The sequence below is a fragment of the Chryseolinea lacunae genome, from assembly GCF_016735595.1.
Lineage (GTDB): Bacteria > Bacteroidota > Bacteroidia > Cytophagales > Cyclobacteriaceae > Chryseolinea > Chryseolinea lacunae.
In genome coordinates, this window is sequence record NZ_JAERRB010000020.1 from 51472 (window position 1) to 78088 (window position 26617).

Genomic DNA, 26617 nt, shown 5'->3' on the forward strand with positions numbered 1-26617 from the left:
CGTTACTCAACTATCAGTGGGTTCTTCTGCTTTCGTGTCACCTGAAGCTGCAAAATGCCGAACGCAGTTTTCAACGCGCTGGCCAGCGATGCCTTGGTAATCACGCCGCTCAGGTCAATGCCCAGGTGAACAACGGTCTGCGCAATCTCAGGCCGGATGCCGCTGATAATACACTCGGCGCCCATGAGACGTGTAGCGCTCACCGTCTTAATCAGATGCTGCGCCACCAGTGAATCAACCGCCGGCACACCCGAAATATCCAGGATAGCAATGCTGCTCCCGGTCTCCACAATTTTTTGCAACAGGTTTTCCATCACCACCTGGGTGCGGGCACTGTCCAACGTGCCGATAATCGGCAAGGCCAGAATGCCATCCCATATCTGTATCACAGGCGTCGATATTTCGGTGATTTCGTCGGTTTGCCGCAATATCACCTCTTCACGTCCTTTGATAAACGTTTCAAACGTGGCTACGCCAAAGAAATCAATCAGCTTGTTAACCTTCAGCGATTGATCGTATAACACCTGTGGATCTCTGATTTCCTGTTGAAGAAGAACAAGCAACGCTTGCTTGAGGCTGAACACAAAAATTCCCGTCTCACGCGAAGTATAACCCTGCTTCGCGCGCGATATAGAGATACCGTTAAGAATATCGGTCACAGAATCAAAATCAGGGCTATCCGGAGTGTCTATGTTTTCATCCTTCAAATTGTCTACTAAGGCCGTAACAAGATCCTCCGATTGCATCCTCAGTTCGTCGTTGTTCATCAAATCTTCTCGCAACGTTTCATCTGTCAACTGGAAATTCATCCACATATCTAGAATCTTTTTCTTCTGCTTTTGAAGAATCTTTATGGTTTCATTTTTCATAGTGGTTGTTAGGAATTAACACAAGCTTGTAAGGTATGGATTCGAACTTGATAAACGCCACGGCACCTATCTATTTCGCCGGTTTTTTAAATAACCTGGAAAAACATTCTCCCTTTGGGGAATTTAATACACACATTTAGCGCGCTCATCTCATAGTCCACAAGCGCTCGTATTCTATATCCTTCCGGCATCAGATCACCAACAAGCTTGCTGATCGCTAAACTGCAGACATTCTCCCACGCGGCTCTAAAGAAATCTGGGATGTTTAGATTCGTAAAATGGCCGCTGGATCCATACGAATTGCAACGCCGTGGTTGTCGGAGCAAGAACACCAACGCCATCGCTATACGCCAATAAATCACTGAAACCAGTCCGTACAATCACCAACAACATCACCTGCAAGCATAGCCGAAATGTTCTTCCGGGGCCGAAAGGCTATTCGCCTACCTGAAACTAGCCAGGGAAGTTACCATCATAGTAAAAGAAAAAATCCTTCAGCCCGAAATTCCACACTTGTCATCCCTGAAAAGCCTGACGTCAGTCATTGAATTTTATTTTCAAAGACACAAATAACAACAACGGCTTGCCAATTCAACCGTGTTCCATTATATTCATACTGGAGCCCATCGCATAACCTCGTGAAAGGATTATGTGATGGGCTTTTTGCTTCCAGCAATTTCGAACACGCTTGCTAGGGACAAACCCTTTAAACATTAACGCAATCATCCAGTGCCCTCAAAAAAAAACAATCGTTATGACCGCCACAAAAGAAATCCGCCCGGAAAACATTTCGCACGAACTGGCCGAAGCAATATCCGAAGAAATTCCCTCGGTGGTCTTGCGAAGCGTCTACAACGAAAACACAGTGCCCTCTGAAAGTGAATGGGTAACAAAAAACACTGCCATCCTTATCTTTCACGGCATCGGAAATCAACTGCCGCTCGAAACCCTCGATCAGTTTGGTCGCGGCCTGGCAAAGGAATATTCACTGCGCAAAGACAACGACTTGAGCCTTCACCATTGCGTGATCGTGAAAGACAAAGATTCCGACTCGCCCTGGTTCGACAACATAGTGCGCATCAAGAACAAAAATTCTCCCCATCACATCGACATCTACGAATACTACTGGGCCAACTTCACCGAAGATCAGGCCAGCTGGACCGACATCAGCAACTGGATAAACGGCGTGGTGAAGGGCGCGAAAGGTTTCTACAAAGAGCAGGCAGCCCTGGGAAAGGAATTTAACGATCGAAGTATTTTTTTCGACAGCAAAGGCCAGTTTAATCCCACGGTATATTGGCTGGTGCTGGGTGTCTTCACAAAAATCATTCTCCTCGTAAACCTGGCCATATCGGTTTTACTGAAACTACTCTCCTACATTCCCCTGATCGGCAGCGTAGCCACAAGCATGTTGAATGCATTCCTGAAATTAGGCGCCAGCAAACTCGCCAACGTACTGGGCGACATTTGCATCTACAATGTGATCGATCCAAAATCCAAGTTCTACGAAATCCGCAGAAAAATATTGGACGGCGCAGTCGATTCGATCAAGTTCCTGATCGAAAAAAGATTGGAGTCAGAACAATATAAAGGGCTCGAAAACAAAAGAATACCCAGAGAGTATGAATCGGTCATCATTGCGGGTCACTCCCTGGGCAGCCAGGTGTCATACGATGCCATCAACAAAATCAACCTGTTGGTAAATCAGGAAATGATCGATGGCTATGATGCAAAGGGAAATTGCAACAACCTCGCCAAAACAGAAAGCATTAAAAAAATATCGGATCAGCTGCGGGGGTTCGTAACCTTTGGAAGCCCGCTCGACAAAATTGTTTTTTTCCTCCGCGAAAAAACACCGCCCGAACAGATCTTCCGGCAACAATTGATCGAAGCCTACCACTGTTTCAAACAACAGCGCTGGAGCACCATAACCATTCCACCAAACCTCACACTCAGCATGTGCATTGTGCGCTACCTCGACGACATTGGCTGGCGAAACTACTACGACAAAAAAGACTATGTGAGCGGACGATTGGACTACTACAAAAACGTCGCGAATGTGCAATGCGATTTCCCCGGCGTAAACCTATTCTCCTTCACTCACAGCAACTATTGGGAAGAGAAGCTTATGTATCGCGATTTGATTAAAACGGTCATCAATGCATAAGCGCAGACCAGAAGCAAAATTGTAATCGTATCTAACAAACAACGACATGCATCAAAAAACTCGTCGCTAGGGATGCGGCGTCAGATATCCATTAACCAAATCCACAGCCTTTTCTTCACTCACCTGAAGGTGCCATTCATTTTTGGGCATCACAGCCACGATGGGTCCCATTTTGCAACGATCGGTGCAGCCGGTTTTGATCACCTGCACGTGTGGTTTGAGGCGGCGGTGCTTCACCTCACTCTTCATTTGCTTATACAAATGTTTTCCGCCCGACTTCTTACACTTGCTTCCACAGCAAACGTAAAACACGCACTCAGGTGATCGGGAGAAATGTTTCATCCTTTCGTTGATTTAGAAACGCAAGGTAACGATTTAACCTCACTTCAATCCGGAAGCGGCATAAAACAGAAAGGCTGTCCATAACCATGAACAGCCTTTCATAATTTTCAGAATGTCTGGGATCAGTCCTTTTTCAGATCGTGGATCTGGCGGTCGATGTCGAAGATAGCATCCTTCGCGTTCATCTGATCGAAAATCTCGATGCAGCGGCGGGCCTGCTTTTCTTCTTCATATTGTTCGTCGAGATACCACTGCAGGAACCGTGCGGTCTGATAGTCGCGCGCTTTCTGGCAATGCTCGGTCATCTTGTTGAAGTTCTCGGTGATCTGGATCTCCTGGTCCAGCGCCAACAGCAGCACCGAACGGAGGTCGGTGAAGTTGCGTTCAACGTTACCAACTTCGGGCGACACAGCCAGCGCACCGGCATGTGTGATGTAATGAAAAATCTTCATCATGTGCTCGCGCTCTTCATCGGCCTGCTTTCTAAAATATTCGCCGGTTCCGCGAAGACCCTGGGCATAGCACCAGGCCGACATCGAGAGATACAAGGCAGACGAGTGTGCTTCCACAGCCATCTGTTGATTGAGAATGCCGAGAACACTCTCCTGAAGAGAAGTTTTCTGACGAAGTATAGAGGTTGAGTTCATGTTCGGATTTTGGTTGATCAATAGAAAAGGATATTCCTTCCTCAACAAAGATATTTCGAAGGCACACAACCTCCCAACCAAAATGGATTAACGATAGTAATTTAGAAGAAGTCTAGTTCAACTCAGACAACTCCAGTGTAGACTGGGGGAAGATGGCACAGCGGACAAGAAGGTCCTGCAGCTTCAGCTCATACATCATCTGACCGTAGAGTGTTCTCAACCGGGCAAAGTCACGGAGGCTAACCACCACTGCGCTACCCCGGCCCGAAAGCGGCACGCTCACGCTGTCGCAAGCATTGGAAAGGTTAGAGAGCAGCGCTTCAATGTCGGTTCCCACCATGGACGAATAGGTGAGCATGAACTCGCAGGTAGATTGCTTAATAGCCTGATCGTCAATCACTAACGTGAAAGAATTTCCGGCATGGGTAAGCGAAAGCGGAAGAACTTCGGTAAGAATGTGTTCCAAGCTGGTCCAATTTTGATGCTCAAAAATACACCCGGATTTGGTTGATACCAAGGCTAATTAGAAAAATTCTAAATAATACGTATTTTCCTGTAGGCGACCCGGGCACACCCTACCCACCCCAAAACGGCATGAGAACCCTGATCATACTTACGCTAATTCCTGTATTGCTTTTGACAGGCTGTGCAGATAACGACCGGGCACTAACCGGCACGTGGAGATTTGTGGCCGATCAACAGATCGACAGCCAGGGAAATGTGCTAATGGAGGACCTCAACGTCGATGGCCTTCTGATCTACACACCCGACGGCAACATGAGCGTTCAACTCCTGTGGCATAAAAAACGCGAGCCTCTCCTCACAGACTCGATAATGCAGCACGACGGCACGTCGACGGGCATCGGCCTGGGCGACAATTCATGGACACCCGAACAAAACCGAATTTGGATCGATACCTACGACGCTTATTTTGGCGAATACACCGTTGACTGGGAACACCGCGTGGTTACCCATACCATTACCGGAAACTTACGGCCGGAGAAAAACGCAACGGAATACAAACGAAAATTTGTGCTCCGGGGCGACACCCTGTTTCTGAAAAGTGTTGATCCCAGGCAGCAGTGGCAAGTCATGTGGTTACGGAAAATCGACTAAGATTGCAGCACCAAGGTCAGTTAGATGAATCCAGTGAGAAAGGAACGATTCTCCCGTTGCAAAGAAAAACCAGGGATGTTCAACTATCAGACAACTATAATCACCTCCCTACGTTCACGGCAGAGAAATAAATTCCCAATCACGTTAAAAAAACATCCCTTAAAAAAACAAACCTCATGGCAAACGTAAAAACAACGATCGAAGAGTGGAAAGTGAAAGACCTGGAAGACGGTTCTGCAATAACCATCAACGTCATCGACTGCACCGAACTGGGCAACGAATCGAAACCCGGAATTCAGGTATGCTACATGGGCAACACCATCAACTATGAACCCTTGCTGGTAGAACGCCTGGCCTACAAAGCAACCAAGGCCGGTGTCACCGAGCTGCTGCTGGAAGACAACAGCTGGATGGTGCACGAAGATCAATACGTGAAAAACTATCTCGTTCTCGGCTCTCCCCTCAAGGCACGCGTAGAAGTGAAATCGCGCAGCTCCAAGCCGGTCACAAAAGAATATGCCCTTCCTTTCGAGGTATAGGCCCATCTTGTCAACAGCTGAATGAGTAACTCCGACAAGCAAGCCTGCGGTGCACTGGCCAGTATCATCCTGATTCACGTCGCCGTTCTGCTTACGGGGTTACTCACTTCCCGTTTCTTTGTCATTGTCTATTTAAACTTAACAGCAAGTGTTTCACTGCTGATCTACTGGGCGCAAAAGCAAATCCGCATCCAACAACACATTGTTGAACGTCGGGAGATTCTGGTGTTAGGATTTGAGGTGTTGATCGCTGGCTACTCCATCTTTACATTAACGGCAGAGCCCACGTGCACATTGACTGCTGTGCACGTTGTCTTGCTATCCATTCATCTTATTGCGTTGTTTGCGTTTTTCATTTTTATGCTCACCTTCCGGATAAAAAAGTTGTTCTGAACCAGACAAACCGGAGATCCCACAAGTCGATCAGGGAACTTTGAAAAAATTCCCGTCGATCAAAAAAATCTTCGTGAAAAACACCGGACCCCAAAAAATACACGAAAAGGTGTATTGTCTCACCCTACGCATAGCGTCACTTTTGAATAGCCGTCTCTCAATCGCCGGATCGCATTCAACAACCACTTCTTTAGTTTATCTTTCCTGTCTAACGATCACGCATGCGGCGATCAGCCATTCAAACCCTCATCATCGCCCTGATTTTTTCGGGGGCACCATCGCTGGCGCAGGAAGTGAATTTCGCGATCGTGAAAAGCGCATCCGAAAACATGAGCACACAAGTGCTCAACATGACACAGGACGCTCAAGGGTTTCTCTGGTTTTCTACACAACGCGGGTTGTTCAGATACGACGGTGCGTCCTATGTTGGCTATCACCACGAACCGTCCAACCCACATTCGCCGGCACAGGAAACCATTGAGTGCCTCACGGCAGACAGCGCGGGTTTCATATGGTCAGCGCCACAGTGGATGGGCCTTGATCGCCTCGATCCCGCATCGGGCACCTTCCGTCATTTCCGACACGACCCAACCAACCCGGCCAGTCTGGGCAACGATTCGGTCATGGCGCTCCTCACCGATCGTGAGGGAACGTTGTGGATTGGAACCTATCAAGGTCTCGACAGGCTGGACAAAGGAGCATCCGATTTTGTGCACTACCGCCACGATCCTAACGATCCTTCATCGCTGAGTTTTAATGCCGTGCGATCGCTCTATGAAGATCGACAGGGAACACTCTGGGTCGGAACGGGAAGTGTTTTTAATCAGGGCAATCCGCGATTCAAAAGTGCCGGCGGCCTGAACAAGCTCAACAGAGCTACGGGCAAGTTCACGCGCTATGTAAACGACGCTGACGATTCCCTTACGTTGACCGACAACCGCATCCGAACAATTTTTGAAGACAGCCGTGGCACGTTCTGGGTAGGCTCCGCCGGTGACGGACTGCACACGATGGATCGTGAAAAGGGGACTTTCAAAAGACATCGTTTCGACCCGTTGCATCCTGATAAACTTAGCAGACCTGCGCTGAAACCTGCCTTGTTCTGGTCGGAAGATCACATCGCCTTCATCACCGAAGATCACACGGGCAAAATATTGATTGGAACATTTTCGGCGGGCATCCATGTATATGATCCACTAACTAAAAAGGTAGCATGGTATGGTACAGACAAGAAGGCCTCCGGCAAACTTGAAGACGAACTTTTTTGGACAGCCTACAAAACGCGCGACAACACCGTGTGGATCAGTTCGTGGGGATCCAACCTCTATAAAATTGCGTCCGGACAAAATCCGGTGTCCTACAACAACACAAATAGAATAACCATAGGCTTTGTTGAAGACGACGACCACAATCTGTGGATCGGCACAAATGAAGGACTGTTCTGCAAAGACAAGACGGGCAACGAAGTGCAATACCTGGTCTCGCCACAAGATCCAACGTCGCTCACCAACCTCACGTTTCCCATAGACAAAGACGGCGACAGACTTTTGGTACAATCCACCTTCGGCCTCTATTTTTTCGACGTACAGAAAAGACAGTACACCAGGTTTCTCCATTACGATCCCAACAACCCAAACAGCGTTCCTTCCGACACGATTCCCCGCGTCAGAAAAACCACCGAAGGCAATTTGTGGATTGCCACCTATAAGGGGCTCGCATTTTGGAATGCAACGTCGGGGGCCGTCAAACGTTTTTTGAACGATCCACACGACAGCACCTCACTCATCAACAACCAGGTTGTGTGGATCGAGTTCGACAGCAACAAAAATCTTTGGATCGGAACAACGGGTGGGCTGTGCAAGCTTGAAACGAGTACAGAACGTTTCAAACGATATCCCGCTATTGTGGGTGTGCTCAACATCATGGAAGACAGCAAGGGAAATCTCTGGGTGGGTGGTCAGGATGGGCTTTTCAAATACGATGCCGGCAAGGATGTGTTCACCAAATTCAAAGACGAATTCTTCATCCTGCCGCCGCAGTTGCAGGCCGGCTGGCTCATGGAAGATCAGCAAAACAATTTCTGGATGGGCACATCCGAAGGCATCGTTCAACTGCGCACGGGCAACAACCTGAGGCCTGTAGTGTTTGGGAAACCATTTGGCGTGGATGGTCTGCGCCTCACGGGCGGCTATGTTCGCCAGGATGGAACGTTGGTGTTTGGCGAAGCCGCTGGCTATTTCGAAATAAACCCTGCCCTGCTCACACCAAACAACTCTTTTCACCAGGTTGCCATAACACATTTTTCACTCAACAACGAGCCCATGCTGCCCGGCACCGGCATACTTTTCGAGGCACTGGTCAACACGAAGGAAATAAAACTTGCTCACAATCAAAACACGTTCGCGTTCGAATTTGCCGGCATCGATTTCAACAGCGAACGCCAGGCACCTCATCTTGTATACATGCTGGAAAACTACGACAACACCTGGCGCAAGGCCGGCAGCGAAAAAACGGGCCACTACTTCAACGTCCCCGCAGGAACCTACCGCTTCAAGGTCAGGGCCTTCGATGCCATTGGAAATGCAGTGGAGAAAACCATGGTGATTATTATCACACCGCCGTGGTGGCGGAGCTGGTGGGCCTATAGTCTACTGTTCATTGTGATGGGCACCACGGCCTATGCCGCATACAGTGGCCGCGTGGCAAAACTGAAAGAACAGCAGGCAACACAGATTCGTGTCATGGTGGCCACACAGGAGCAGGAACGCAAACGCATTTCAAGAGATCTTCACGACGGCGTGGGCACCCGGCTGTCGGCACTCAAAATGTTTGTTTCCACGCTGCACGAAAAAGCCGCCCTGCAAAACGACAAAGAGATGACCACCCTTGCCAAAAGCTCGGAACAATTCATAACCGAAGTGATCTCCGACGTCAGAAGCCTGTTGCTGAATCTCAGCCCCTCCGTGCTTGAAGAGTTTGGCTATGTCACGGCCGTGGAAGGATTAATCAACAAACTGAACGAGACAAAACAAACATCTTTCTCACTAACCCTGTTTGGCATGGAGAACCGTCTGCAACAGGACTATGAACTTGCCCTCTACAGAATCACGCAGGAACTTATCAACAATGCACTGAAACACGCCGAGGCAAAACATGTTACCCTTCAGATTGGCCGCCGCGACAACAAGATCATTCTCATGATTGAAGACGACGGAAAAGGTTTCGATGTCACGGCCCACCGTCACGGCTACGGCTTGCAAAACCTGGCTGCCCGAACAAAACTCATGCAGGGCATCATCACCATCGACTCCATTCCCTCGAAAGGCACAAGTGTATCCATAGAGATCCCATATGAATTTAACACCCCATGAGCAGCTATACGTTTTCGTTGAACATATTGATTGTAGACGATCATCAGATGATAACGGATGGGCTGTCGCAAATCCTCCGGTCCGAAAAAACAATCGACCAGATCCACATGGCAAAGAATGGTTATGAAGCGATTGACATCGCGCGAACAGAAGCCATCGACATCATCATTATGGACATCAACATGCCGAAGCTCAGCGGCGCAGAAGCCACAAAAATCATAAAGGCAGAATATCCCGCCATCAAAATCATTGTGGTGAGCATGCTGGGCGAAGCGCCGGTGGTGAACAAACTCCTGAAGGCGGGCGCAGACGCATTCATCCACAAAGACGCCGGAAAAGCAGAGCTCATCAAAGCGATCGACAAAGTGATGCACAACGAAAAATATGTGAGCCCCGAAATTTCGATGAACCTCTTCAACCACCTCAACGAAACCGGAAAAACCGCCGCCACCGAAAAACACCTCACAAAACGCGAGCTTGAAATTATTGGTCAGATCTCCAATGGACTTACCAATAACGAAATCGCCGCAAAACTATTCCTCAGCAGCGTCACCGTCGACACCCACCGAAAAAACATACTCGCCAAACTTGGCCTCAAGAACACAGCCGCCCTCGTGCGATACGCCGTGGAGAACAAGCTGATCTAAACTGTTCCGTCATTTTATTGCTGATTGCCTCTTGGTGCTACTCCTTTTGGAGTAGGCGATAATTACACCAAAAGGTGTATTGAAACCCCTATGCCAACGCGACACCTTTGAATGTCTTGTTCAAGCATCCGAAGGTTATCTGCACAAAACGTCGCGCCGTTAACGTGTGACCCTTTGTCATCATGAACGTGTCCGCTCATGAGTGACTAGCCGGCGTGTACAGCACAAGCATCCTCGTAAAAAAAACAAAACCAACCACTCAGAAAATGAAACGAATTCCTGGCATCCTTTTCCTGATCGCACTGAGCGTTTCACTAAACGCCCAACCCCTGTCCACACAAGACCAACACGTTGTCGACAGCATCATGAACGCAAACTATAAACCCGATGAACCGGGCGCCGTTTTGCTGATTGCAAAAGCCGGCAAGCCCATCTACAGGAAAGCCTTTGGGCTGTCTAATCTGGAGTTTAACGTGCCAAACAAACCCGAGAACATTTTCCGGATCGCTTCCATGACCAAACAATTCACCGCAGTTTGTGTGCTGCAACTGGCGCAACGCGGAAAGCTGAATTTGCAGGACGACATTAAAAAATATTTGCCCGACTACAACAGCCACGGCCGGCGCATAACCATCGAACACTTGCTAAGCCACACCAGCGGCATACCCGACTTTGCAGAGAAAAAAGATTTTCCCGCCCAAATGGTCCTGACCCAATCGCCCGGCGAACTCATGAATTTTTTCATGAACGACTCGCTCACCTTCGAACCCGGAACAAACTGGGGCTACAGCAATTCAGGCTACGTGGTGGCCGGCCTGATTGTTGAAAAAGTTTCGGGCCTCCCGCTAAACGAATACATCCGGGAAAACATTTTTGCACCGTTGGACATGAATCACTCTGCAATAGGCAACTATGATAGCCTGGTGCGGAATGCGTCCTATGGCTACATCAATGCCGCCAGCGGAAAATACATGCCGATTCTCTACATGAGCTGGAGTTGGCCCTACGCGGCCGGCAACATCATCAGCAACGTAGACGATCTTCTGAAATGGGACAACGCGCTGTATACTGAAAAAATTCTGAAGAAGGAATGGACCGAAAAAGCCTGGCGATCGGTGGTGTTGCCTGACGGACAAAACGCCAACTACGGTTTCGGATGGACCAGCAACAACTATAAAGGCATTCAATTTATTGACCACGCCGGTGGCATGGCCGGTTTCAGTTCCGATGCCATACGCATCCCTTCAAAGCAGTTATACATGGTCATCCTTTCAAATAAACCCATTTGGACGGTGCCGGTCTTGTCGTCAATAGCCTTGCAACTGATACATGCACCAAGGCAACCCATCAACCACCTGACTCAAAAAGCACTCAACGACTACACGGGCGTGTATGCCATCAGCCAATCGTTCTATGCCAAGGCCCCGGGCGAAACCTTGTATCAATATTTCACGGTGCGTGATGACACGCTGTTTGCACAATCGCCGGGTTATCCCAAAAGCGTATTGGTCAATGTGGGCAAAGATCTTTTTGCATGGGCATGGTGGAAAAATTCGTATTGCGAATTCCGGCGCGACAAGAAGGGCAAGGTGATTTCGGCGGAGTTCTATAACGAGCCCGTCCAAACCGGTCCACGCAACGTGCAAAAGAAAACCGACCTTCCCCTTCCAAAAGCAAAACAGGCCGTCACCCTGGCCGCTGCAAAACTGGCGTTGTTCAGTGGCAAATATGATTTCACAGGCGGACTTGTTTTGTCTATAACAACTGAAGGAGACCGAATCTATTTCCAGATGCCCGGCCAGCAAAAGGAAGAGTTTTTTGCCGAGAACGAAACCAACCTGTTTTCAAAAGCCACAGACAGCACCATTGAATTTACCGAAGACAAAGGCAAAATATCCGGAATGGTCTTTAAGGTTCAAGGCACCCAATATCCCGGCAAAAAGATGGAATGACAGGCTTCGCCAACTACTGACCAAATTGATCTAACTTGATACTACCTGAGAAACAATGTTGTCGGATTTTTAAACCCTCAATCCTATGAAAAATAGTACCTTCCTGCTCACGTCCCTCTTTCTCTTGTTCGTCGGGTGCAAAACTGCCGCCGACAAAGCCGACGTTGCCACACCCGAGTCGCTGGGCATCTCGTCGCAAGCTATTTTGAATTTTATTGAAGCCGCAGAAAAGGAACGCAAAGATGAACTGCACAGCTTTGTGCTGTTGCGTCATGGACAAATTGCCGCGCAAGGATGGTGGAACCCCTACAACCCCGACACACCACAACAGCTTTTCTCTCTAAGCAAAAGCTTTACCTCCACCGCCATCGGCATTGCCCAGGCAGAAGGTTTATTAAACATCAACGACAAAGTGATCTCCTTCTTTCCCGACGAAACCCCGAAAGAACCTTCCGACAATCTGAACGCCATGCGCATTCGCGACTTGCTGACGATGACCACGGGCCACAACGACGACGCCACCGACCGGATGATGCAAGACACAACGGGCTGGCTCAAAGGATTTCTATCACTTCCCGTCGAGCACAAGCCCGGAACGCACTTCGTCTACAACAGTGCGGCCACCTACATGCTCTCGGCCATCATTCAAAAAAAATCCGGTAAAACCCTCTTCGATTACCTAACACCCCGGCTCTTCGAACCCATGGGCATTGAACACGCCTCCTGGGAAACTTCGCCCGCAGGAATCAACATCGGTGGCTGGGGCCTGAAGGTGCGCACCGCCGACATTGCACGACTCGGTCAGCTCTATCTGCAAAAAGGGATGTGGGAGGGAAAACAACTTGTGCCGGCGGCATGGGTGGAAGACGCTACAAAAAAACAGACCTCAAACGGCAGCAACCCAGACAGCGATTGGGAGCAAGGCTATGGCTATCAGTTCTGGCGTTGTCGTCATGATCTATACCGGGGCGATGGAGCCTTTGGGCAATATTGCATTGTGTTTCCTAAACAGGATGCAGTGCTGGCCATCACATCCGGCACCAACGACATGGGTGCCATCATGAACCTCGTGTGGGACCACCTGCTGCCGGCAATGAGTGAACAGCCCGTAGCAGAAAATACAAATGCCTTCACGGCCTTGCAAAAAAAACTTGGCGATCTAAACCTCTCCATAATAAAAGGAACGGCGGTTTCGCCACATATCGAAACCATGTCCAACCACGCCTACACCCTGCAACAAAATCCCGACGGTTTTGCCAGCATCACATTCGATCTCAAACCCGATGCTCCGGTCATCACGTTTAGCATGCCCGATAAATCTTTTACCATCCCCGTCGGAAACGGCGCATTGAAGACCGGCACATACATCGTTCCGTTTGTTGGAGAAACTCCCGTGGCATCAAGCGGTGCCTGGATATCGCCCGACACGCTGCTGTTCCGCACCTATTTCTACGAAACACCTTTATACTTCACACACAAGGTTGCGTTCAACAAAAACGACATAACCATTTTCCGCACGGGCAATCTGGAGTTTGGTCCGCTAACAAGAGTGGAGATGAAAGGGACACTGAAATAGCACCGTCACGAGTCGTCACGACAACTTGCGATAGAGAATCACTTCTCTTCGGTCTTTGTATTTTCTGATAGCGATCGCCATGAAGCTAGCGTGTAACGATGAAGTTGTTCAGAAAAGCCTCGTCGATGTCGCGGAGGAAGTGTGGTTCGAGATTAGACAACTGCTCAAAGCCCTCCGCGGCTTCCGGTTTTTGTCCAGAAGCGCAAATCTTTTTCCGCACGACCTATGTGTAATTCGAACACTTTGAGTATATTCGTTTCATAGAGCCCATCTATTCTGCAATCGACATTGCAGAGAGATGGGCTTTTTCATTTTCCTAAACCTGTTGATCCACCATGTTGTTTCCACCAATCCCGATCTGCTCGGGTGTCGCCGCTGATTTTAATGTCCATCGCTCATCCATTCCCTCCGAAACGCTCCCTGTTTTGAAAACCGGCACAACGGTCCACTATTCGCCGCGGCGTCTAAACTACTCCAACGATACTTTTATCAATGCATTAAACACCTAAACCAAACACCCTTATGAAAAAAAGTTTTTATTCACTCCTGGCGATGGCCACAGTATTCATTTTCATGAACTCCTGCGACATGGAAATGGTGGCACCCGAAAGGGACTCTACAGGAAAATCACTTACCGCCGACGGAGACATTTTAATACAGCCGCTGGCGTTGCCGGCCGTGGGGCAATCTAAAGTTGCCTACTATGCTTTTGATGCCACCCCCTCCGGCCAGGGAATTCTTCCCCTAACAACGTTTACCGACAATGCCAACGTAGTGATTGTGTTCGAAGGAACGTTGTGGGAACTGGCCGATACCGTTCACTACAACTCCGGCTGGATGAACAACGCCTACTATCACAGCAAACGACAAATTCTGGCCGACATCCAAACCCTGCGCGCACGGGGCGTGAAGGTGCTCATGAATGTTGACGACGCCGCGTCATGGAGCACGGCAACGCCCTTCACCACCTACAACGGAACGGCCTACAACGCCACACAGTTTGCGTCATTCATCAACACCTGCGTCACAACCGTCGGCTTCGATGGCATCTCGCTGGATGTGGAACACGGCGCAACGGCCAACACAAACTACCGGAATTTAATCGCCGCACTGGGCGCCTACTTTGGTCCGCTCTCCTCAAGTCCCAATGACAAAATGTATACGGCTGCCGTCTACTCCGGTGGCGCACCCGGCCCTAACTTCAGAGAAGTGTCCATGAGCCAGTATCTCAACTTTGTGATGGACATGGCCTACAGCACCGACAACTTCACCTACTGGTCTGCCACGCTCGGCAACTCGAGAGTGATGGAAGGATATTCGCATCAGCTCAGCCCCCTCAACACCGCCATTGCCAATGCACAATGGCATCCCACTCCGGAGAAAGCCGGCATCATGGTCTTTGCCGCGAACGTGAGCAAGTCCTATACAGACGCCATCTTTGCAGCCTTGAGCGGCGGCGGAACCACACCTCCTCCTGCCGGATCCGACATCACAAACTACGCCGGCACGCTCACCGCACAATACCAAACCGGTTCACCTTCGGGCGAGGACTACACCAAGGTGATCGACAACAGCACGGGAACAAAATACCTCACGTCACACAGTGCCGCATGGCTTCGGTTCCAACCGGCTACCGCAGCCGTTGTTGTGAAATACACCATAACCTCGGCGAACGATGTTCCGGCACGCGATCCCAAAAACTGGACACTCCAGGGCTCAAACAACGGAACGTCGTGGACCACCCTGAACACGCAAACCAACCAGACGTTTGCCACACGCCTGCTGACCAAAACCTACACATTCACCAACACAACATCCTATGCTTACTACAGGCTCAACATCACTGCAGTAGGCAGTGGCAGCATCATGCAAATGTCGGAGTGGGAACTGTTCAGAAACTAGACAGCGATATGCGTAGCTTGATCACGTAAAAAAAAACAAGCACTTCAAAAAAAGCCGGGTGATGAACCCGGCTTCTTTTTTTTACGGCGCGGGCAAACAACTACGCTGTCGTCATCCACCCTCCTTTTGTCGCAATAGCACTCGCCGCATGTTCGTGCAAGCCGATACTTTTGTTACGCTGAACACCTGTAAAAAAATTAGTATGAACACAACACTCAAAAGCATCGGCGCCGTATTAGCAGGCCTGATTTTCATCGTCATCTCACACACGGGCACAGATGCCATTCTCGAAAGCGTCGGCGTTCTTCCGAAAGGACATTTAAACGTAGGGCCAGCACTCATTCTCCTGGTCATTTTCTACCGCACGGTGTTCAGCATCGCGGGATGTTACATCACCGCCAGGCTGGCTCCTTCCAAACCCATGAAGCATGCATTGATCCTTGGCTCTATCGGCGTGTTGCTCAGTGCAGCGGGAGCCATTGCAACAGCCAACATGCAGCTGGGGCCAGCGTGGTATGCGTGGAGCCTCGTGGCCATTTCGCTGCCTGCAGCATGGCTTGGCGGCAAGCTCCATCAAGCCAAGGACTAGGGAGTTTGTTAAGAGACGATCGAAGCATTCCGTTGGAAATCCGGATGCGTCATCAATGCCGGGTTCGGCAGTTAGTTGAGAACAATATCATTCGGCCGATAATGGTTTTTTAATAATACCCTAACGAAGCAAGCTCAGCGTCCGGTTTGCTCATGCAAAATCATAGTCTCCGGAAAAAAGGTCACGGTTCCGATCGAAATGTCGTGCATGCCGCCGATAATACCTATTTGTCCCTTTTCTATCATTTCTTTTAAGATTGTACTTCTCTCCACAATCGATTTCACTGTCCGCTTCACATTGATGATGGCCACGTTTTCTACAAACTCTGCGTTGGTCGACGTGCGATTTTCTTTGGTCGTGGTTTCATCATCCACGGCCGGTCTGATTTTGGTGAGCAATGCGGTGAGGTTACCCATCTCAACATGATCGCAGGCACCTTTCACGGCCCCGCATTTTGTGTGTCCTAAAACAACAATAAATTTTGCTTCTGCCACTTTGCAACCAAATTCCATGCTGCCCAGAATGTCTTCGTTAATAATGTTGCCCGCAATGCGCACACTGAAGATATCACCCAGCCCCTGATCAAAAATCAGTTCAGCCGACGTGCGGCTGTCAATGCAACTGAGAATAACGGCAAAGGGATGCTGACCATCGGATGTTTCGTTGGCTTGCTGCAACAAATTCCGGTTCACTTTCAGATTGCTGACAAATCTTTTGTTCCCCTCCTTTAAAAGAGCCAATGCCGCAGTCGGCGTGAGGGCAGCCTGTATTTCCTTTGTCAGCGTTTTCATTTCTCCTTTGGTTTCAGATTCCATGGTCGATTGTCGAAAAAGTATGCATAGCCGAAGCCGATTTCTTTGCTCAGAGCAACGGTCAGCTACGTTCATACGGTCGCCATCGTCACATAATGGTCCAAATTACGCGCGGAGGTCATTACAAACAAAATACAGGCAAAGGAATTTATTCTTGCTTCAGGCACTCGGTCGGGTTTGTGCGCGATGCCCTCACCGTTTGAAGGGCTACCGTAAACAACGCAATCAGCAGGGCAAGACAGCCCGATCCGGCAAAGAACCACCATTCAAGCTCAATCCGATAGGCAAACCCCACCAGCCATTTGTGCGTGATAAAATAACTGAGCGGCAGGGCGATCACGATGGCAACGAGAATGGTTCTGATGAAGTCGCTTGAAAGCAACCGCACAATTCCGAAATCGCTTGAGCCGAGAATTTTGCGAATGCCGATCTCTTTTATCCGGCGTTGTGCCGTGAAGGCCGCCAACCCAAAAAGTCCGAGACAGGAAATAAGAATGGCAAGACCGGCAAAATATTTTGAAAGTGCGGACACGCGCTGCTCCGACGTGTAGAGTGCCTGGTATTCGTCGTCCAGAAACGTGTAGTCCAGAGGGAAGCCGGGATTGTAAGTCTTATAGAAGGCAGCAAGCCGTTGCAGGGTTTCTTTTTCCTTTCCCGCTTCCAGGCGTGCCATGATGAGGCTGGGCGGTGCAAAATGTTTACGGTGCATCACAAAGAGCTGCGGCTTCACTTCCTCGTGGAAAGATTCAAGGTGAAAATCTTTCACAACGCCAATGATTTCAAGATCCCCAAGGCCTTTCACATGTTTGCCGATCGCATTGTCGAACCCCATCGCCTTGGCGGCGGCCTCGTTCACCACCACCCGCGTGGTGTCGCTCACAAAATCGTTAGAGAAGAACCGCCCTTCCTTCACTTCAAGACCCACTGTTGAAAGAAAATCAGAATTCACGGCCATCAGCTCGGCCCGTGCCTTGTCGTCGTTTGCTTTGCCTTCCCAATTGAGGCCCACCGACCAGTTGTGCCCCGTCATGTCGCTGGTGGTGCTGGCCGCATTCTGTATGCCGGGAATTCGTTTTATCTCCGAAAGAAAAGTCTCTGCATTCTCCTTCACACGTCCCTCAATTTCAAAATAGATCACGTTGTCTTTTTCGTATCCCAGGTTTGTGTTTTGCACAAACTCAATCTGCTTATACACCACAAACACCGACACAATCAACACGATCGACAACGTGAACTGGAAGGCCACAAGTCCTTTGCGAACCCATAGCTCTCCGGTGGAAGTCGTCAACTTCCCTTTCAACACGGCAACGGGATTGAAGCCCGACAAGTACATGGCCGGATAACTTCCCGCCACCAGCCCGGTAACAAGCGTGATGCCCGTTAGCGCCACAACAAGCTGCGGCGTCAACGTGAACGCCAGTTCCTTCCCGGTTATGATATTGAATTGCGGCAGGGCCAAGACAACCAGCCCGATCGCCACCACCAGCGACACCAAAGTCATCAACATAGATTCGCCGATAAACTGGATCGCCAGTCGTTTCCGGCCCGCACCCAAGGCCTTCTTCACGCCCACTTCCTTTGTGCGCACAGCCGCCTTCGCCGTAGACAGGTTCATGAAGTTTATGCTCGCGATAACGAGTATGAACAGACCAATTGCCGAGAACAGGTTCACATAGGCAATGCGTCCTCCCGACTGCACACCATTTTCAAAATTGCCGTGCAGGTAGTTGTCCGAATAGCGCGTAGCGAGCAACTGCGGTGCGTTCTTGTCGCCGTTGTTCCGCGCCTGAAAGAAGGTTTTAAGTTTAGCATTAAAGGCAACGGGATCTGTGCCTTCACGCAGCACCAGGTAGGTGTGCGGCCCGAAGTTATCCCACTCCTTATACCAGGGTGTCACATCCAGATACGTATCAAAAGGAAGAACGAAGTCGAACCGAACCGACGACGCTGTCGTTGTCTTCGCGAATACCCCCGACACCATGTATTCCCGTTCGTGATTGATCGCAATGGTTTTGCCCACCAGCCCCTCGGTTGTGCTGAACAGCTTCATGGCCAGCTCGTCTGATATAACGATGGAGTTTTTGTCGGTTAACACCTGCTTGGCTTCGCCTTGCATCAACCCGTAGGAGAACATTTGGAAGTAGTCTTTCCCAGCATACTCTCCGGTGGCTTTTATATTTTGTTTATCGACCGTGAGAATAAACCCATCAAACCCGCGCCAGTTGGGAGGCGCCACGGCTGCCGCATATTCAATCTCGGGCATCTCTTCGGCCAGTGTCTGGGCAAGTGGTCCCGGTGTATCCACTACGGTATTCCATCCACCGTTCGCCGGCACGTTTGTCATCACTTGAAAAAGCCGCTCGTTCTTCTCGTGAAATTTATCGACCGACAATTCATCGTTGACCCACAGAAAAATGAGCAGCGCAGAGGCAAGCCCAACGGAGAGTCCGACCAGGTTGATAACAAATGTTCTTTTGAAGCGAACAAGTCCGCGGAAGATGATAACAAGGTTGTGCCGTAACATAGGGTTTGGTTTTGGACCTGGAGTAGCAATAAGGCTGCCCGAATAGAAAAGTCGCAAATCTGCCCGTGCCGGGAGGTGTGTGCTGTGTTGCATGTTCATTCATGCACAAGATTCGTCTGAAACTGAACAGTGCAGTTCGTTGTCACAACCACAGGCCGGGCATCAACAATCACGTGAATTATTCCCGGTGTTTTTATTTTCTTTTCATCTTCTTGTTTATTCTTGCTGTTCAATTCAAAGACCAGGAATATCACCGTGTGCCCCATCCTAACTTCACCCTTAAGAATCATGAATTTCAAACGTATTCTGTTTTCACTGGCGTTCTTTTCAGTGACAATAGCATCCTTGGCGCAGCAAGTGCTGCCCTATAAAAACCCCACCCTCCCCATCGACGCCCGCGTCAAAGACCTTCTGGGCCGCATGACGGTGGAAGAAAAATCGTGGCAACTTTTTATGATACCCGGCGACCTCGACAACGCCACGCCCGATCAGTATAAAAACGGAATCTTCGGTTTTCAAGTCAGCGCCGGATCGCAGGGCACAGACAACACACAGCAACTCCTCAAATACAACACCTCCGAAAATGGCGTGGCCCTTGCCCGCAAAATAAACGCGGTCCAAAAGCATTTCATTGAAAATACACGGCTCGGAATTCCCATCATCGCCTTCGACGAAGCCTTGCATGGACTGGTGCGCGAAGGAACAACCTGCTTTCCCCAGGCCATTGGCCTGGCCGCCACATTCGATACCACCCTCATGCGGCACGTGGCAAGTGCCATCGCACAAGAAGCAAGCATACGCGGCATCCGTCAGATCTTGTCGCCCGTTGTCAACATTGCCACCGATGTGCGGTGGGGTCGCGTGGAAGAAACCTATGGCGAAGATCCTTTTCTCACATCCGAAATGGGTGTCGCCTTTGTCACTCCGTTCGAAAAAAGAAACATCATCACCACACCCAAACATTTCATCGCCAACGTTGGCGACGGCGGCAGAGACAGCTATCCCATTCACCTCAACAATCGCTTTCTGCAAGAAATCCATTTCCCGCCATTCATAGCCTGCATCCGGCGCGGCGGTTCACGCTCAATCATGACCAGCTACAACACCATAGATGGCACGGCCGCCACCCTCAATGATTGGCTGTTGAACAAAACCTTAAAACAGGATTGGAAATTTCCCGGCTTTGTCATTTCCGATGCAGGCGCAGTGGGCGGATCGATTGTTCTGCACAACACCGTCGCAGACTATCCCGCCTCCGGCGAGCAGGCAATCAACGCCGGACTCGACGTGATTTTTCAGACGCAATACAAACACCACGCCCTGTTCAGCCCCGCCTTCACCAGCGGACACATCGATCCAAAAAAACTGGACGAAGCCGTGAGCCGCGTGCTCAAAGCCAAGTTCGAACTGGGCCTGTTCGAAAACCCCTATGTGAGCGAAGCAACGCTGACCGCACCCCAGGACAGCCGTTCTCACAAAACGATTGCCCAAAACGCATCCCTGGAGTCGATCGTCCTGCTCAAGAATGAGCGTCAGGTTTTGCCAATCGGCAAAAACATTAAATCGATTGCCGTCATTGGCAGCGAGGCCACGGCGGCACGACTAGGTGGCTATAGTGGTCCCGGAAACGGCGTCATCAACATAGTGGACGGCATCCGTCAGCGCGCCGCGGGCGTGCCAGTGTCTTATGCCGAAGGTGTTGGGCCAACCACAGTGGAATGGACCGTCATTCCCTCTCAATATTTAACCGATGGAAAACAACAAGGCCTTACCGGAAATTATTTTAACAACGTGACCCTGGCCGGAACTCCCGCGCTCACACGCTCCGATGCACAAATAGATTTTCTCTGGACCTTGTCTTCACCCGACAACGCCATCACCAACGGCTTCTACTCCGTGCGCTGGACCGGCGAAGTTCGAGCACCACAAAGCGGCACCTTCAAAATCGGACTGGATGGCAACGACGGCTATCGTATGTTCATCGACAACAAACTTGTCGTAGATCGTTGGAGCAAACAATCCTACAGCACACAGCTCGCCGACTTTCGGTTCGAAAAAGACAAACGCTATTCTATACGCATAGAGTTTTATGAGCCCACCGGCAATGCACACCTGAAGCTCATTTGGAACGTAGGCGTAGCAAACGACTGGCAAACTAAAATAGAGCAAGCCGTGAACACCGTCCGCAAAGCCGACCTTGCCATTGTAGCCGTGGGCATACAGGAAGGAGAGTTTCAGGACAGGGCCATGCTAAGCCTTCCCGGACATCAGGAAGAACTCATTCGCCAAATCGCAAAAACCGGAAAGCCCGTCGTTGTGCTGCTTGTTGGCGGAAGCGCCATCACCATGACAAACTGGATAAATGATGTCTCCGGCATTGTCGACATCTGGTATCCCGGCGAAGAAGGCGGAAAATCCGTGGCGGCCGTACTCTTTGGCGACTACAATCCCGCAGGCCGATTGCCCATCACGTTTCCTGTACATGAAGCACAACTCCCGCTCGTCTACAATCACAAACCAACCGGCCGCGGCGACGACTACAACAACCTCAGTGGTCTGCCACTGTTTCCCTTTGGCTTCGGACTCAGCTACACAACGTTTACCTACACCGACTGCCGCCTCGACAAAAAAATCATGACCCGCGGTGAGTCCACTTCGTTACGCGTAACAATCTCCAACACCGGCACACGCGATGGCGACGAAGTGGTGCAGCTGTACATAAAAGACATGCTCGCCAGCGTAGCACGGCCTGTGCTCGAGCTAAAAGGATTTCAGCGGATTCACCTGCGCGCAGGAGAACGCAAAGAAGTTGTTTTCAACATCACACCCGACCTGCTGCAGATGCTCAACGACAAAATGGAATGGACCGTAGAGCCCGGCGCCTTCAAGCTCCTTGTGGGCGCTTCCAGCAGAGACATCCGTTTGTCTGAAGCGCTAACCATTTCAAAATGATGGTTTCAAATAGAAAATGAGTTTCATAAGATAATACGTATAGAAATGGAAAAGAGCAACTTGAATTTGAGCGCGCGTTTCACCCGCAACACAAAGGGAAACCTGGCAAGGCTATGCTGTGCATTGATCGTGGGTGTGCTCGCCATGCAATGTTCACCACGCCAACCGTTGCCTGAGGAGCAACCGATAGCCCTCATCCCCCAGCCCATACAGCTGCAACCTGACGCTGGCCAATTCACGCTCAACAAAGAAACCACGCTGCACAGCAAAGGCAAAGAAGCATCCGGTGTTGCCGCATACCTGGCCGACATGATTTCCGATGCTTCCACGTTTGCCCTGAAATCTGACTCTACGGGAGATGCATCACAGAACAATTCAATCCTGTTAGAAATTTCGGGCACGGGAGGACCTGAACACTATTCCCTCACCGTCACCCCAACCCAGATTCATATTCAGGCTTCCGATGCTGTAGGCTTGTTCTATGGTGTGCAGACGCTGCGCCAACTGCTGCCCGCTGCTGTAGAGAAAAAAAATAAAGCAACAGAAGCCTGGTCTGTGCCCGCAGTGTCCATCCAGGATCAACCGGCCTTTGCCTGGCGCGGTATGCACCTGGATGTTTCAAGACATTTCTTTTCGGTGGAGTTCATCAAGCAGTTCATCGATCGCCTGTCGCTCTATAAGTTCAATACGCTCCACCTTCACTTGTCCGACGATCAGGGATGGCGTTTGCAAATCAATCGCTACCCCGAGTTAACCGAGAAAGGTGCGTGGCGGGTTTTGAATAATCAGGATTCGGTATGCCTCGACAAAGCCACCACCAATCCCGATTTTGCCTTACCCGAAGAGTTCTTCAAAACAGAGAATGGCGTGAAAGTATACGGTGGTTATTATTCCCAGGAAAACATTCGCGACATCGTGGCCTATGCCCAGAAGCGCTTCATCACCATCGTTCCCGAAATCGATATGCCGGGCCACATGAATGCAGCCATCCCTTCGTTTCCCGACCTGACCTGTATTGACCAGGGTGGCTGGGGGAAACTTTTCACCGTGCCCCTTTGTCCCTGCGAAGAAACCACCTACGCGTTTGTTGAAAATGTTCTTTCCGAAGTGGCGTCGCTGTTTCCGGGGCAATACATTCACATCGGTGCCGATGAAGTAGACGAGAGCTCGTGGCTGAAGTCAAAACCCTGCGCGGCATTGCTGAAAGAAAAAAAGTGGAAAACATCGCGCGAACTTCATAGCTATTTTGTGAACCGCGTCAATGCCATCGTAACCAAGCTCGGAAAAAAAACCATCGGGTGGGATGAAATTGTCGACGGCAAGGTCGACTCCACCATCACCGTCATGTATTGGAGAGGCTGGGTTCCCAACGCACCCGCCGTGGCCGCCAGTCGCGGACACAACGTCATCATGAGTCCAACGTCGCATTGTTATTTTGACTACGAGCAGGACGAGAAAACAACCGAACATGTCTATTCATTCAACCCCGTTCCGGAACAACTGACGGGAACAGACGCCACCAAAATCATCGGGCTCCAGGCCAACATCTGGACGGAGTATATCCCTACCGTTGCCCGTCTCGACTACCAGACCATGCCCCGCATGATGGCCCTGGCCGAAGCCGCCTGGAACACCACAAAAGACTGGAACAGTTTCAACGAACGTCTGCAACAACACTACAGCCGTCTCGACCAGATGAATATCAAATACCGGCTTCCGGATCTTCCGGCGCTGGAAAAACACGTTGTGTTCACCGACACGGCACAGCTTGCATTAACCCTGCCGGTCGGCGTTGTGGAGACGCGTTTCACTACCAACGGTGGAGAGCCAACCACACGCTATGAGCACCCGATCCGCATCGACTCCACCACCACCGTGAATTTGTTAACGGTGGGTTCCGGAGAAAGACCCGGCAATCGCTACACCATCCGCTTCGAACAACAAACCTACCTGGCGGCTGTCAGCACACAAGACCTCCTGCCCGGTTTGTCATGCCGCTATTTTGAAGGTCCCTCCTACAACTCGGTTTCCAAAATCGATGCAAAGGATTTCAAAAAACAAACTGTTGCACCCAACATCAGTCTCCCCACATATCCAAAAGCAAACAGCTTTGGCCTGATCTTCGAAGGATTTATTGACGTGCCGGCAGAGGGCATCTACACCTTCTACCTCACCTCCGACGACGGCAGCGTGTTGCAGATTGGCGACAGAATGGTTGTGAACGATGATGGATATCACAGTGCCCGCGAAGTAAGCGGCCAGATTGCCCTGGCAAAAGGCGTTCATCCGATCACGCTGAAATATTTTGAAGGTGGCGGAGGTGGCTCCCTGCGCCTGCTCTACAAAGGACCGGGCATCGACAAACAAGGTATCCCCGATGGCGTGCTGAAGCGAAGCAAATAAAAAAAACTCCCGGTTTCAGGCAACAAAACCGCCGTGCGGCTGTCTGTGAGTTTGATGGCGATCGACGCTCGTGGATCGTCATGCAAAAAAAATATTTTTAACTTTGGTTATAGAAGGTTTGGCACCTTCTATAGCCAAAGTAATATCGGAATGACAGATCTTGAACAATACATCAACTCCTACTTTTGGCGTAAGTCAGGACGACGCAAAAAAGATTGCCACTTCCTTTAAGCCACAGGCCATCAGGAAAGGAGTTTTTTTTAAAGATGGGAGAAGTGTGTGAACGAATGAGTTTTGTTGAAGCCGGATTGCTTCGGGTGTTTGTTTGCTTGGGGACTGGCCGTGGGGGCACTCTATTTTTTAGTGAAGAAAGATATTCGAGGAGCACTTGTTGTTGGTTTGGCCGTATTAAGTCATTGGTTTCTTGACTTAATTGTCCATGTCGCAGATTTGCCGCTCACGCCCTTTGGAGACACAAGGGTAGGCTTTGGCCTATGGAATCATGTGGCGCTGACGTTGCTCCTGGAAGGTCTGATATTTTTCATCGGACTCTACTATTACACCTCCACAACAACGGCAAAAAACAGAATTGGAAGCTGGGGACTTTGGTCATTGGTTACACTACTGATTCTATTTACACTATCGGGACTTTTCACACCGCCACCCACAGGACCCTTGATGAATCTTTTTCTCTCCTTCAATACCTTGCTGGCAATTATTGTGGCACTGGCCTATTGGGTCGATGCAAACAGAGTGAAAGCCTGATCTGAATTCGTCTTCCTCTTTTCTAAGTGATGATGTCCTGCCTTTGTTTTTTGTCTATTTCTCATCGCTGGAAGCGCGCAGGCAACGTCCTGTGGCATCGTTTTATGCCCGGCAATAGGTATCTTGCCAGGGCCCATGTGCCCGCACCTGAGGCTAAAATAAAACCAGCGGATGGATCTTATTCTTAAACGATACTTTTCACGTGCCTTCAAACCACTCAGGCGCTATCGCTACATTCTGTTGCTGATTGTGGTGTTGCTGGTTGCAGGTGTTGTTGTTCTCGTTGTTACCCGGCCCACCGATAGTCTGGTTACGCATCAGGTTAAATCAGAAGTCATCCAGGTGGAGTCCATCAATCAGGTGGAGTGGATTCAAAGTCCCCTGGTGAAACCGTTGCTCTACACTCACCTGTCTGGGCTCGACAAGCTGCCTGTGCGTAAAGCCAAGGCAAAATTTATTGCCGCCGTGCTTCCATCGGTGCTCGTGGCAAAGCATGAAGTGGAGCAGCGCCGAAAAAAAATTCTCTGGCTGCGCGATCACCCCGTTTGGACAGACCAGGACAGTGCCTTCTATCTCGACATGAAAGGACGCTATCGGGCCCACGACATAAACGATCTGCTGGTGCGCACGGCCACGCTGCCCACAAGCCTCATCCTGGCGCAGGCCGCCGTGGAAAGCGGCTGGGGCAAGTCGCGCATCTTTCTGGCAGGCAACAACCTGTTTGGGGTCTGGTCCTACAACGCAAAAGATCCGCGCATACCAGCACTGAAGCCCCGAAAAAATAAACGCACCTACCTTCGGTCCTACCTCGACATGTCGCAATCCATTGTCCACTACTTCGAAATCATTGCGCGCTCCAGATCTTATCGCTCGCTGCGCGAGGCGCGGCAGCAAACTGAAAATCCATTCGAATTACTGCCGCATCTATCTCATTTTTCAGAGCGCCGCACAATCTACACGAACGAGCTCAAAAAAATTATCATCAACAACAACCTCACACAGTTCGATACCTACCAGATCGACCCGCTATACCTGGTAGAAAACTAATGTA

At 50.1% G+C, this 26617-nt stretch carries 22 protein-coding genes; 14 read left to right on the forward strand and 8 right to left on the reverse strand.

Annotated elements, in window-relative coordinates:
• Window positions 1-2: 2 nt before the first annotated feature.
• The gene (locus tag JI741_RS31720; RefSeq protein WP_202016523.1) at window positions 3-869 is read right to left on the reverse strand and encodes an STAS domain-containing protein; all 867 of its coding nucleotides are present in this window, start codon (window positions 867-869) and stop codon (window positions 3-5) included.
• 754 nt (window positions 870-1623) lie between these two features.
• Between JI741_RS31720 and JI741_RS31725 the strand changes: the two genes are divergently transcribed.
• Window positions 1624-3036 carry a hypothetical protein gene (locus JI741_RS31725; RefSeq protein ID WP_202016524.1) on the forward strand — a complete coding sequence of 471 codons (1413 nt, stop codon included), beginning with the start codon at window positions 1624-1626 and terminating at the stop codon, window positions 3034-3036.
• Window positions 3037-3102: 66 nt separating this feature from the next.
• On the opposite strand, the gene JI741_RS31730 is transcribed toward JI741_RS31725, so the two are convergent.
• The 3 genes from JI741_RS31730 to JI741_RS31740 form a co-directional block, all read right to left on the reverse strand.
• On the reverse strand, window positions 3103-3297 hold the full coding sequence (locus JI741_RS31730; protein ID WP_236676380.1) for a (2Fe-2S) ferredoxin domain-containing protein: 195 nt from the start codon (window positions 3295-3297) through the stop codon (window positions 3103-3105).
• 203 nt (window positions 3298-3500) lie between these two features.
• A complete protein-coding gene (locus JI741_RS31735; RefSeq protein ID WP_202016526.1) occupies window positions 3501-4025 on the reverse strand; it encodes a ferritin in 525 nt (174 codons plus the stop codon).
• Window positions 4026-4137: 112 nt separating this feature from the next.
• Window positions 4138-4491 carry a hypothetical protein gene (locus tag JI741_RS31740; RefSeq protein ID WP_202016527.1) on the reverse strand — a complete coding sequence of 118 codons (354 nt, stop codon included), beginning with the start codon at window positions 4489-4491 and terminating at the stop codon, window positions 4138-4140.
• Between the two features lie 128 nt (window positions 4492-4619).
• Here JI741_RS31740 and JI741_RS31745 point away from each other — a divergent pair, with 128 nt between their 5' ends.
• The 7 genes from JI741_RS31745 (at window position 4620) to JI741_RS31775 (ending at window position 13619) form a co-directional block, all read left to right on the forward strand.
• A complete protein-coding gene (locus tag JI741_RS31745) occupies window positions 4620-5141 on the forward strand; it encodes a lipocalin-like domain-containing protein (RefSeq protein ID WP_202016535.1) in 522 nt (173 codons plus the stop codon).
• 176 nt (window positions 5142-5317) lie between these two features.
• Window positions 5318-5680: a hypothetical protein gene (locus JI741_RS31750; RefSeq protein WP_202016537.1), complete on the forward strand. Its 363-nt coding sequence runs from the start codon at window positions 5318-5320 to the stop codon at window positions 5678-5680.
• Between the two features lie 21 nt (window positions 5681-5701).
• Entirely contained in the window at window positions 5702-6073 is a 372-nt protein-coding gene (locus JI741_RS31755) for a hypothetical protein (RefSeq protein WP_202016538.1), read from the forward strand.
• Window positions 6074-6294: 221 nt separating this feature from the next.
• A complete protein-coding gene (locus JI741_RS31760; protein WP_202016539.1) occupies window positions 6295-9444 on the forward strand; it encodes a sensor histidine kinase in 3150 nt (1049 codons plus the stop codon).
• On the forward strand, window positions 9441-10091 hold the full coding sequence (locus JI741_RS31765; RefSeq protein WP_202016540.1) for a response regulator: 651 nt from the start codon (window positions 9441-9443) through the stop codon (window positions 10089-10091). The genes JI741_RS31760 and JI741_RS31765 overlap by 4 nt, the downstream gene beginning before the upstream one ends.
• A gap of 266 nt (window positions 10092-10357) precedes the next feature.
• A complete protein-coding gene (locus JI741_RS31770; RefSeq protein WP_202016541.1) occupies window positions 10358-12043 on the forward strand; it encodes a serine hydrolase in 1686 nt (561 codons plus the stop codon).
• Between the two features lie 85 nt (window positions 12044-12128).
• Window positions 12129-13619 (forward strand): serine hydrolase domain-containing protein, encoded by a 1491-nt coding sequence (locus tag JI741_RS31775; RefSeq protein WP_202016542.1) that lies wholly within the window; start codon window positions 12129-12131, stop codon window positions 13617-13619.
• An 85-nt stretch (window positions 13620-13704) separates the two neighbouring features.
• Here JI741_RS31775 and JI741_RS32935 read toward each other — a convergent pair whose 3' ends face one another.
• Window positions 13705-13839: a hypothetical protein gene (locus JI741_RS32935; protein ID WP_255534606.1), complete on the reverse strand. Its 135-nt coding sequence runs from the start codon at window positions 13837-13839 to the stop codon at window positions 13705-13707.
• A gap of 302 nt (window positions 13840-14141) precedes the next feature.
• Here JI741_RS32935 and JI741_RS31780 point away from each other — a divergent pair, with 302 nt between their 5' ends.
• Together JI741_RS31780 and JI741_RS31785 are read left to right on the forward strand one after the other, a co-directional pair.
• Window positions 14142-15521 carry a glycosyl hydrolase family 18 protein gene (locus JI741_RS31780; RefSeq protein ID WP_202016543.1) on the forward strand — a complete coding sequence of 460 codons (1380 nt, stop codon included), beginning with the start codon at window positions 14142-14144 and terminating at the stop codon, window positions 15519-15521.
• 202 nt (window positions 15522-15723) lie between these two features.
• Window positions 15724-16110: a hypothetical protein gene (locus JI741_RS31785; protein ID WP_202016545.1), complete on the forward strand. Its 387-nt coding sequence runs from the start codon at window positions 15724-15726 to the stop codon at window positions 16108-16110.
• A gap of 134 nt (window positions 16111-16244) precedes the next feature.
• Here the strand turns inward: JI741_RS31785 and JI741_RS31790 are convergent, their stop codons facing one another.
• The 3 genes from JI741_RS31790 to JI741_RS31800 all read right to left on the reverse strand — a co-directional run bounded on the left by JI741_RS31790 (window position 16245) and on the right by JI741_RS31800 (window position 19745).
• Window positions 16245-16901: a carbonic anhydrase family protein gene (locus JI741_RS31790; RefSeq protein ID WP_202016547.1), complete on the reverse strand. Its 657-nt coding sequence runs from the start codon at window positions 16899-16901 to the stop codon at window positions 16245-16247.
• 169 nt (window positions 16902-17070) lie between these two features.
• Entirely contained in the window at window positions 17071-19446 is a 2376-nt protein-coding gene (locus tag JI741_RS31795; protein ID WP_202016549.1) for an ABC transporter permease, read from the reverse strand.
• A gap of 95 nt (window positions 19447-19541) precedes the next feature.
• A complete protein-coding gene (locus JI741_RS31800; RefSeq protein WP_202016550.1) occupies window positions 19542-19745 on the reverse strand; it encodes a hypothetical protein in 204 nt (67 codons plus the stop codon).
• On the opposite strand from JI741_RS31800, the gene JI741_RS31805 reads away from it, so the two are divergent.
• The 4 genes from JI741_RS31805 to JI741_RS31820 all read left to right on the forward strand — a co-directional run bounded on the left by JI741_RS31805 (window position 19735) and on the right by JI741_RS31820 (window position 26613).
• Window positions 19735-22398 carry a glycoside hydrolase family 3 protein gene (locus JI741_RS31805; RefSeq protein WP_202016551.1) on the forward strand — a complete coding sequence of 888 codons (2664 nt, stop codon included), beginning with the start codon at window positions 19735-19737 and terminating at the stop codon, window positions 22396-22398. The genes JI741_RS31800 and JI741_RS31805 overlap by 11 nt on opposite strands.
• Before the next feature lie 45 nt (window positions 22399-22443).
• Window positions 22444-24801 (forward strand): family 20 glycosylhydrolase, encoded by a 2358-nt coding sequence (locus JI741_RS31810; RefSeq protein ID WP_202016552.1) that lies wholly within the window; start codon window positions 22444-22446, stop codon window positions 24799-24801.
• A gap of 294 nt (window positions 24802-25095) precedes the next feature.
• On the forward strand, window positions 25096-25566 hold the full coding sequence (locus tag JI741_RS31815) for a hypothetical protein (protein WP_202016553.1): 471 nt from the start codon (window positions 25096-25098) through the stop codon (window positions 25564-25566).
• A 171-nt stretch (window positions 25567-25737) separates the two neighbouring features.
• Window positions 25738-26613 (forward strand): glucosaminidase domain-containing protein, encoded by an 876-nt coding sequence (locus JI741_RS31820; protein WP_202016554.1) that lies wholly within the window; start codon window positions 25738-25740, stop codon window positions 26611-26613.
• Window positions 26614-26617: the final 4 nt, after the last annotated feature.

What these genes read in the sequence shown, in the direction of transcription:
- JI741_RS31775 (WP_202016542.1), top strand. Translation starts at nt 12,129, where the DNA reads ATGAAAAATAGTACCTTCCTGCTCACGTCCCTCTTTCTCTTGTTCGTC.
- JI741_RS31785 (WP_202016545.1), top strand. Translation starts at nt 15,724, where the DNA reads ATGAACACAACACTCAAAAGCATCGGCGCCGTATTAGCAGGCCTGATT.
- JI741_RS31805 (WP_202016551.1), top strand. Translation starts at nt 19,735, where the DNA reads ATGAATTTCAAACGTATTCTGTTTTCACTGGCGTTCTTTTCAGTGACA.
- JI741_RS31725 (WP_202016524.1), top strand. Translation starts at nt 1,624, where the DNA reads ATGACCGCCACAAAAGAAATCCGCCCGGAAAACATTTCGCACGAACTG.
- JI741_RS31795 (WP_202016549.1), bottom strand. Translation starts at nt 19,446, where the DNA reads ATGTTACGGCACAACCTTGTTATCATCTTCCGCGGACTTGTTCGCTTC.
- JI741_RS31780 (WP_202016543.1), top strand. Translation starts at nt 14,142, where the DNA reads ATGAAAAAAAGTTTTTATTCACTCCTGGCGATGGCCACAGTATTCATT.
- JI741_RS31765 (WP_202016540.1), top strand. Translation starts at nt 9,441, where the DNA reads ATGAGCAGCTATACGTTTTCGTTGAACATATTGATTGTAGACGATCAT.
- JI741_RS31760 (WP_202016539.1), top strand. Translation starts at nt 6,295, where the DNA reads ATGCGGCGATCAGCCATTCAAACCCTCATCATCGCCCTGATTTTTTCG.
- JI741_RS31820 (WP_202016554.1), top strand. Translation starts at nt 25,738, where the DNA reads ATGGATCTTATTCTTAAACGATACTTTTCACGTGCCTTCAAACCACTC.
- JI741_RS31720 (WP_202016523.1), bottom strand. Translation starts at nt 869, where the DNA reads ATGAAAAATGAAACCATAAAGATTCTTCAAAAGCAGAAGAAAAAGATT.
- JI741_RS31790 (WP_202016547.1), bottom strand. Translation starts at nt 16,901, where the DNA reads ATGAAAACGCTGACAAAGGAAATACAGGCTGCCCTCACGCCGACTGCG.
- JI741_RS31770 (WP_202016541.1), top strand. Translation starts at nt 10,358, where the DNA reads ATGAAACGAATTCCTGGCATCCTTTTCCTGATCGCACTGAGCGTTTCA.
- JI741_RS31755 (WP_202016538.1), top strand. Translation starts at nt 5,702, where the DNA reads ATGAGTAACTCCGACAAGCAAGCCTGCGGTGCACTGGCCAGTATCATC.
- JI741_RS31745 (WP_202016535.1), top strand. Translation starts at nt 4,620, where the DNA reads ATGAGAACCCTGATCATACTTACGCTAATTCCTGTATTGCTTTTGACA.
- JI741_RS31810 (WP_202016552.1), top strand. Translation starts at nt 22,444, where the DNA reads ATGGAAAAGAGCAACTTGAATTTGAGCGCGCGTTTCACCCGCAACACA.
- JI741_RS31735 (WP_202016526.1), bottom strand. Translation starts at nt 4,025, where the DNA reads ATGAACTCAACCTCTATACTTCGTCAGAAAACTTCTCTTCAGGAGAGT.
- JI741_RS31750 (WP_202016537.1), top strand. Translation starts at nt 5,318, where the DNA reads ATGGCAAACGTAAAAACAACGATCGAAGAGTGGAAAGTGAAAGACCTG.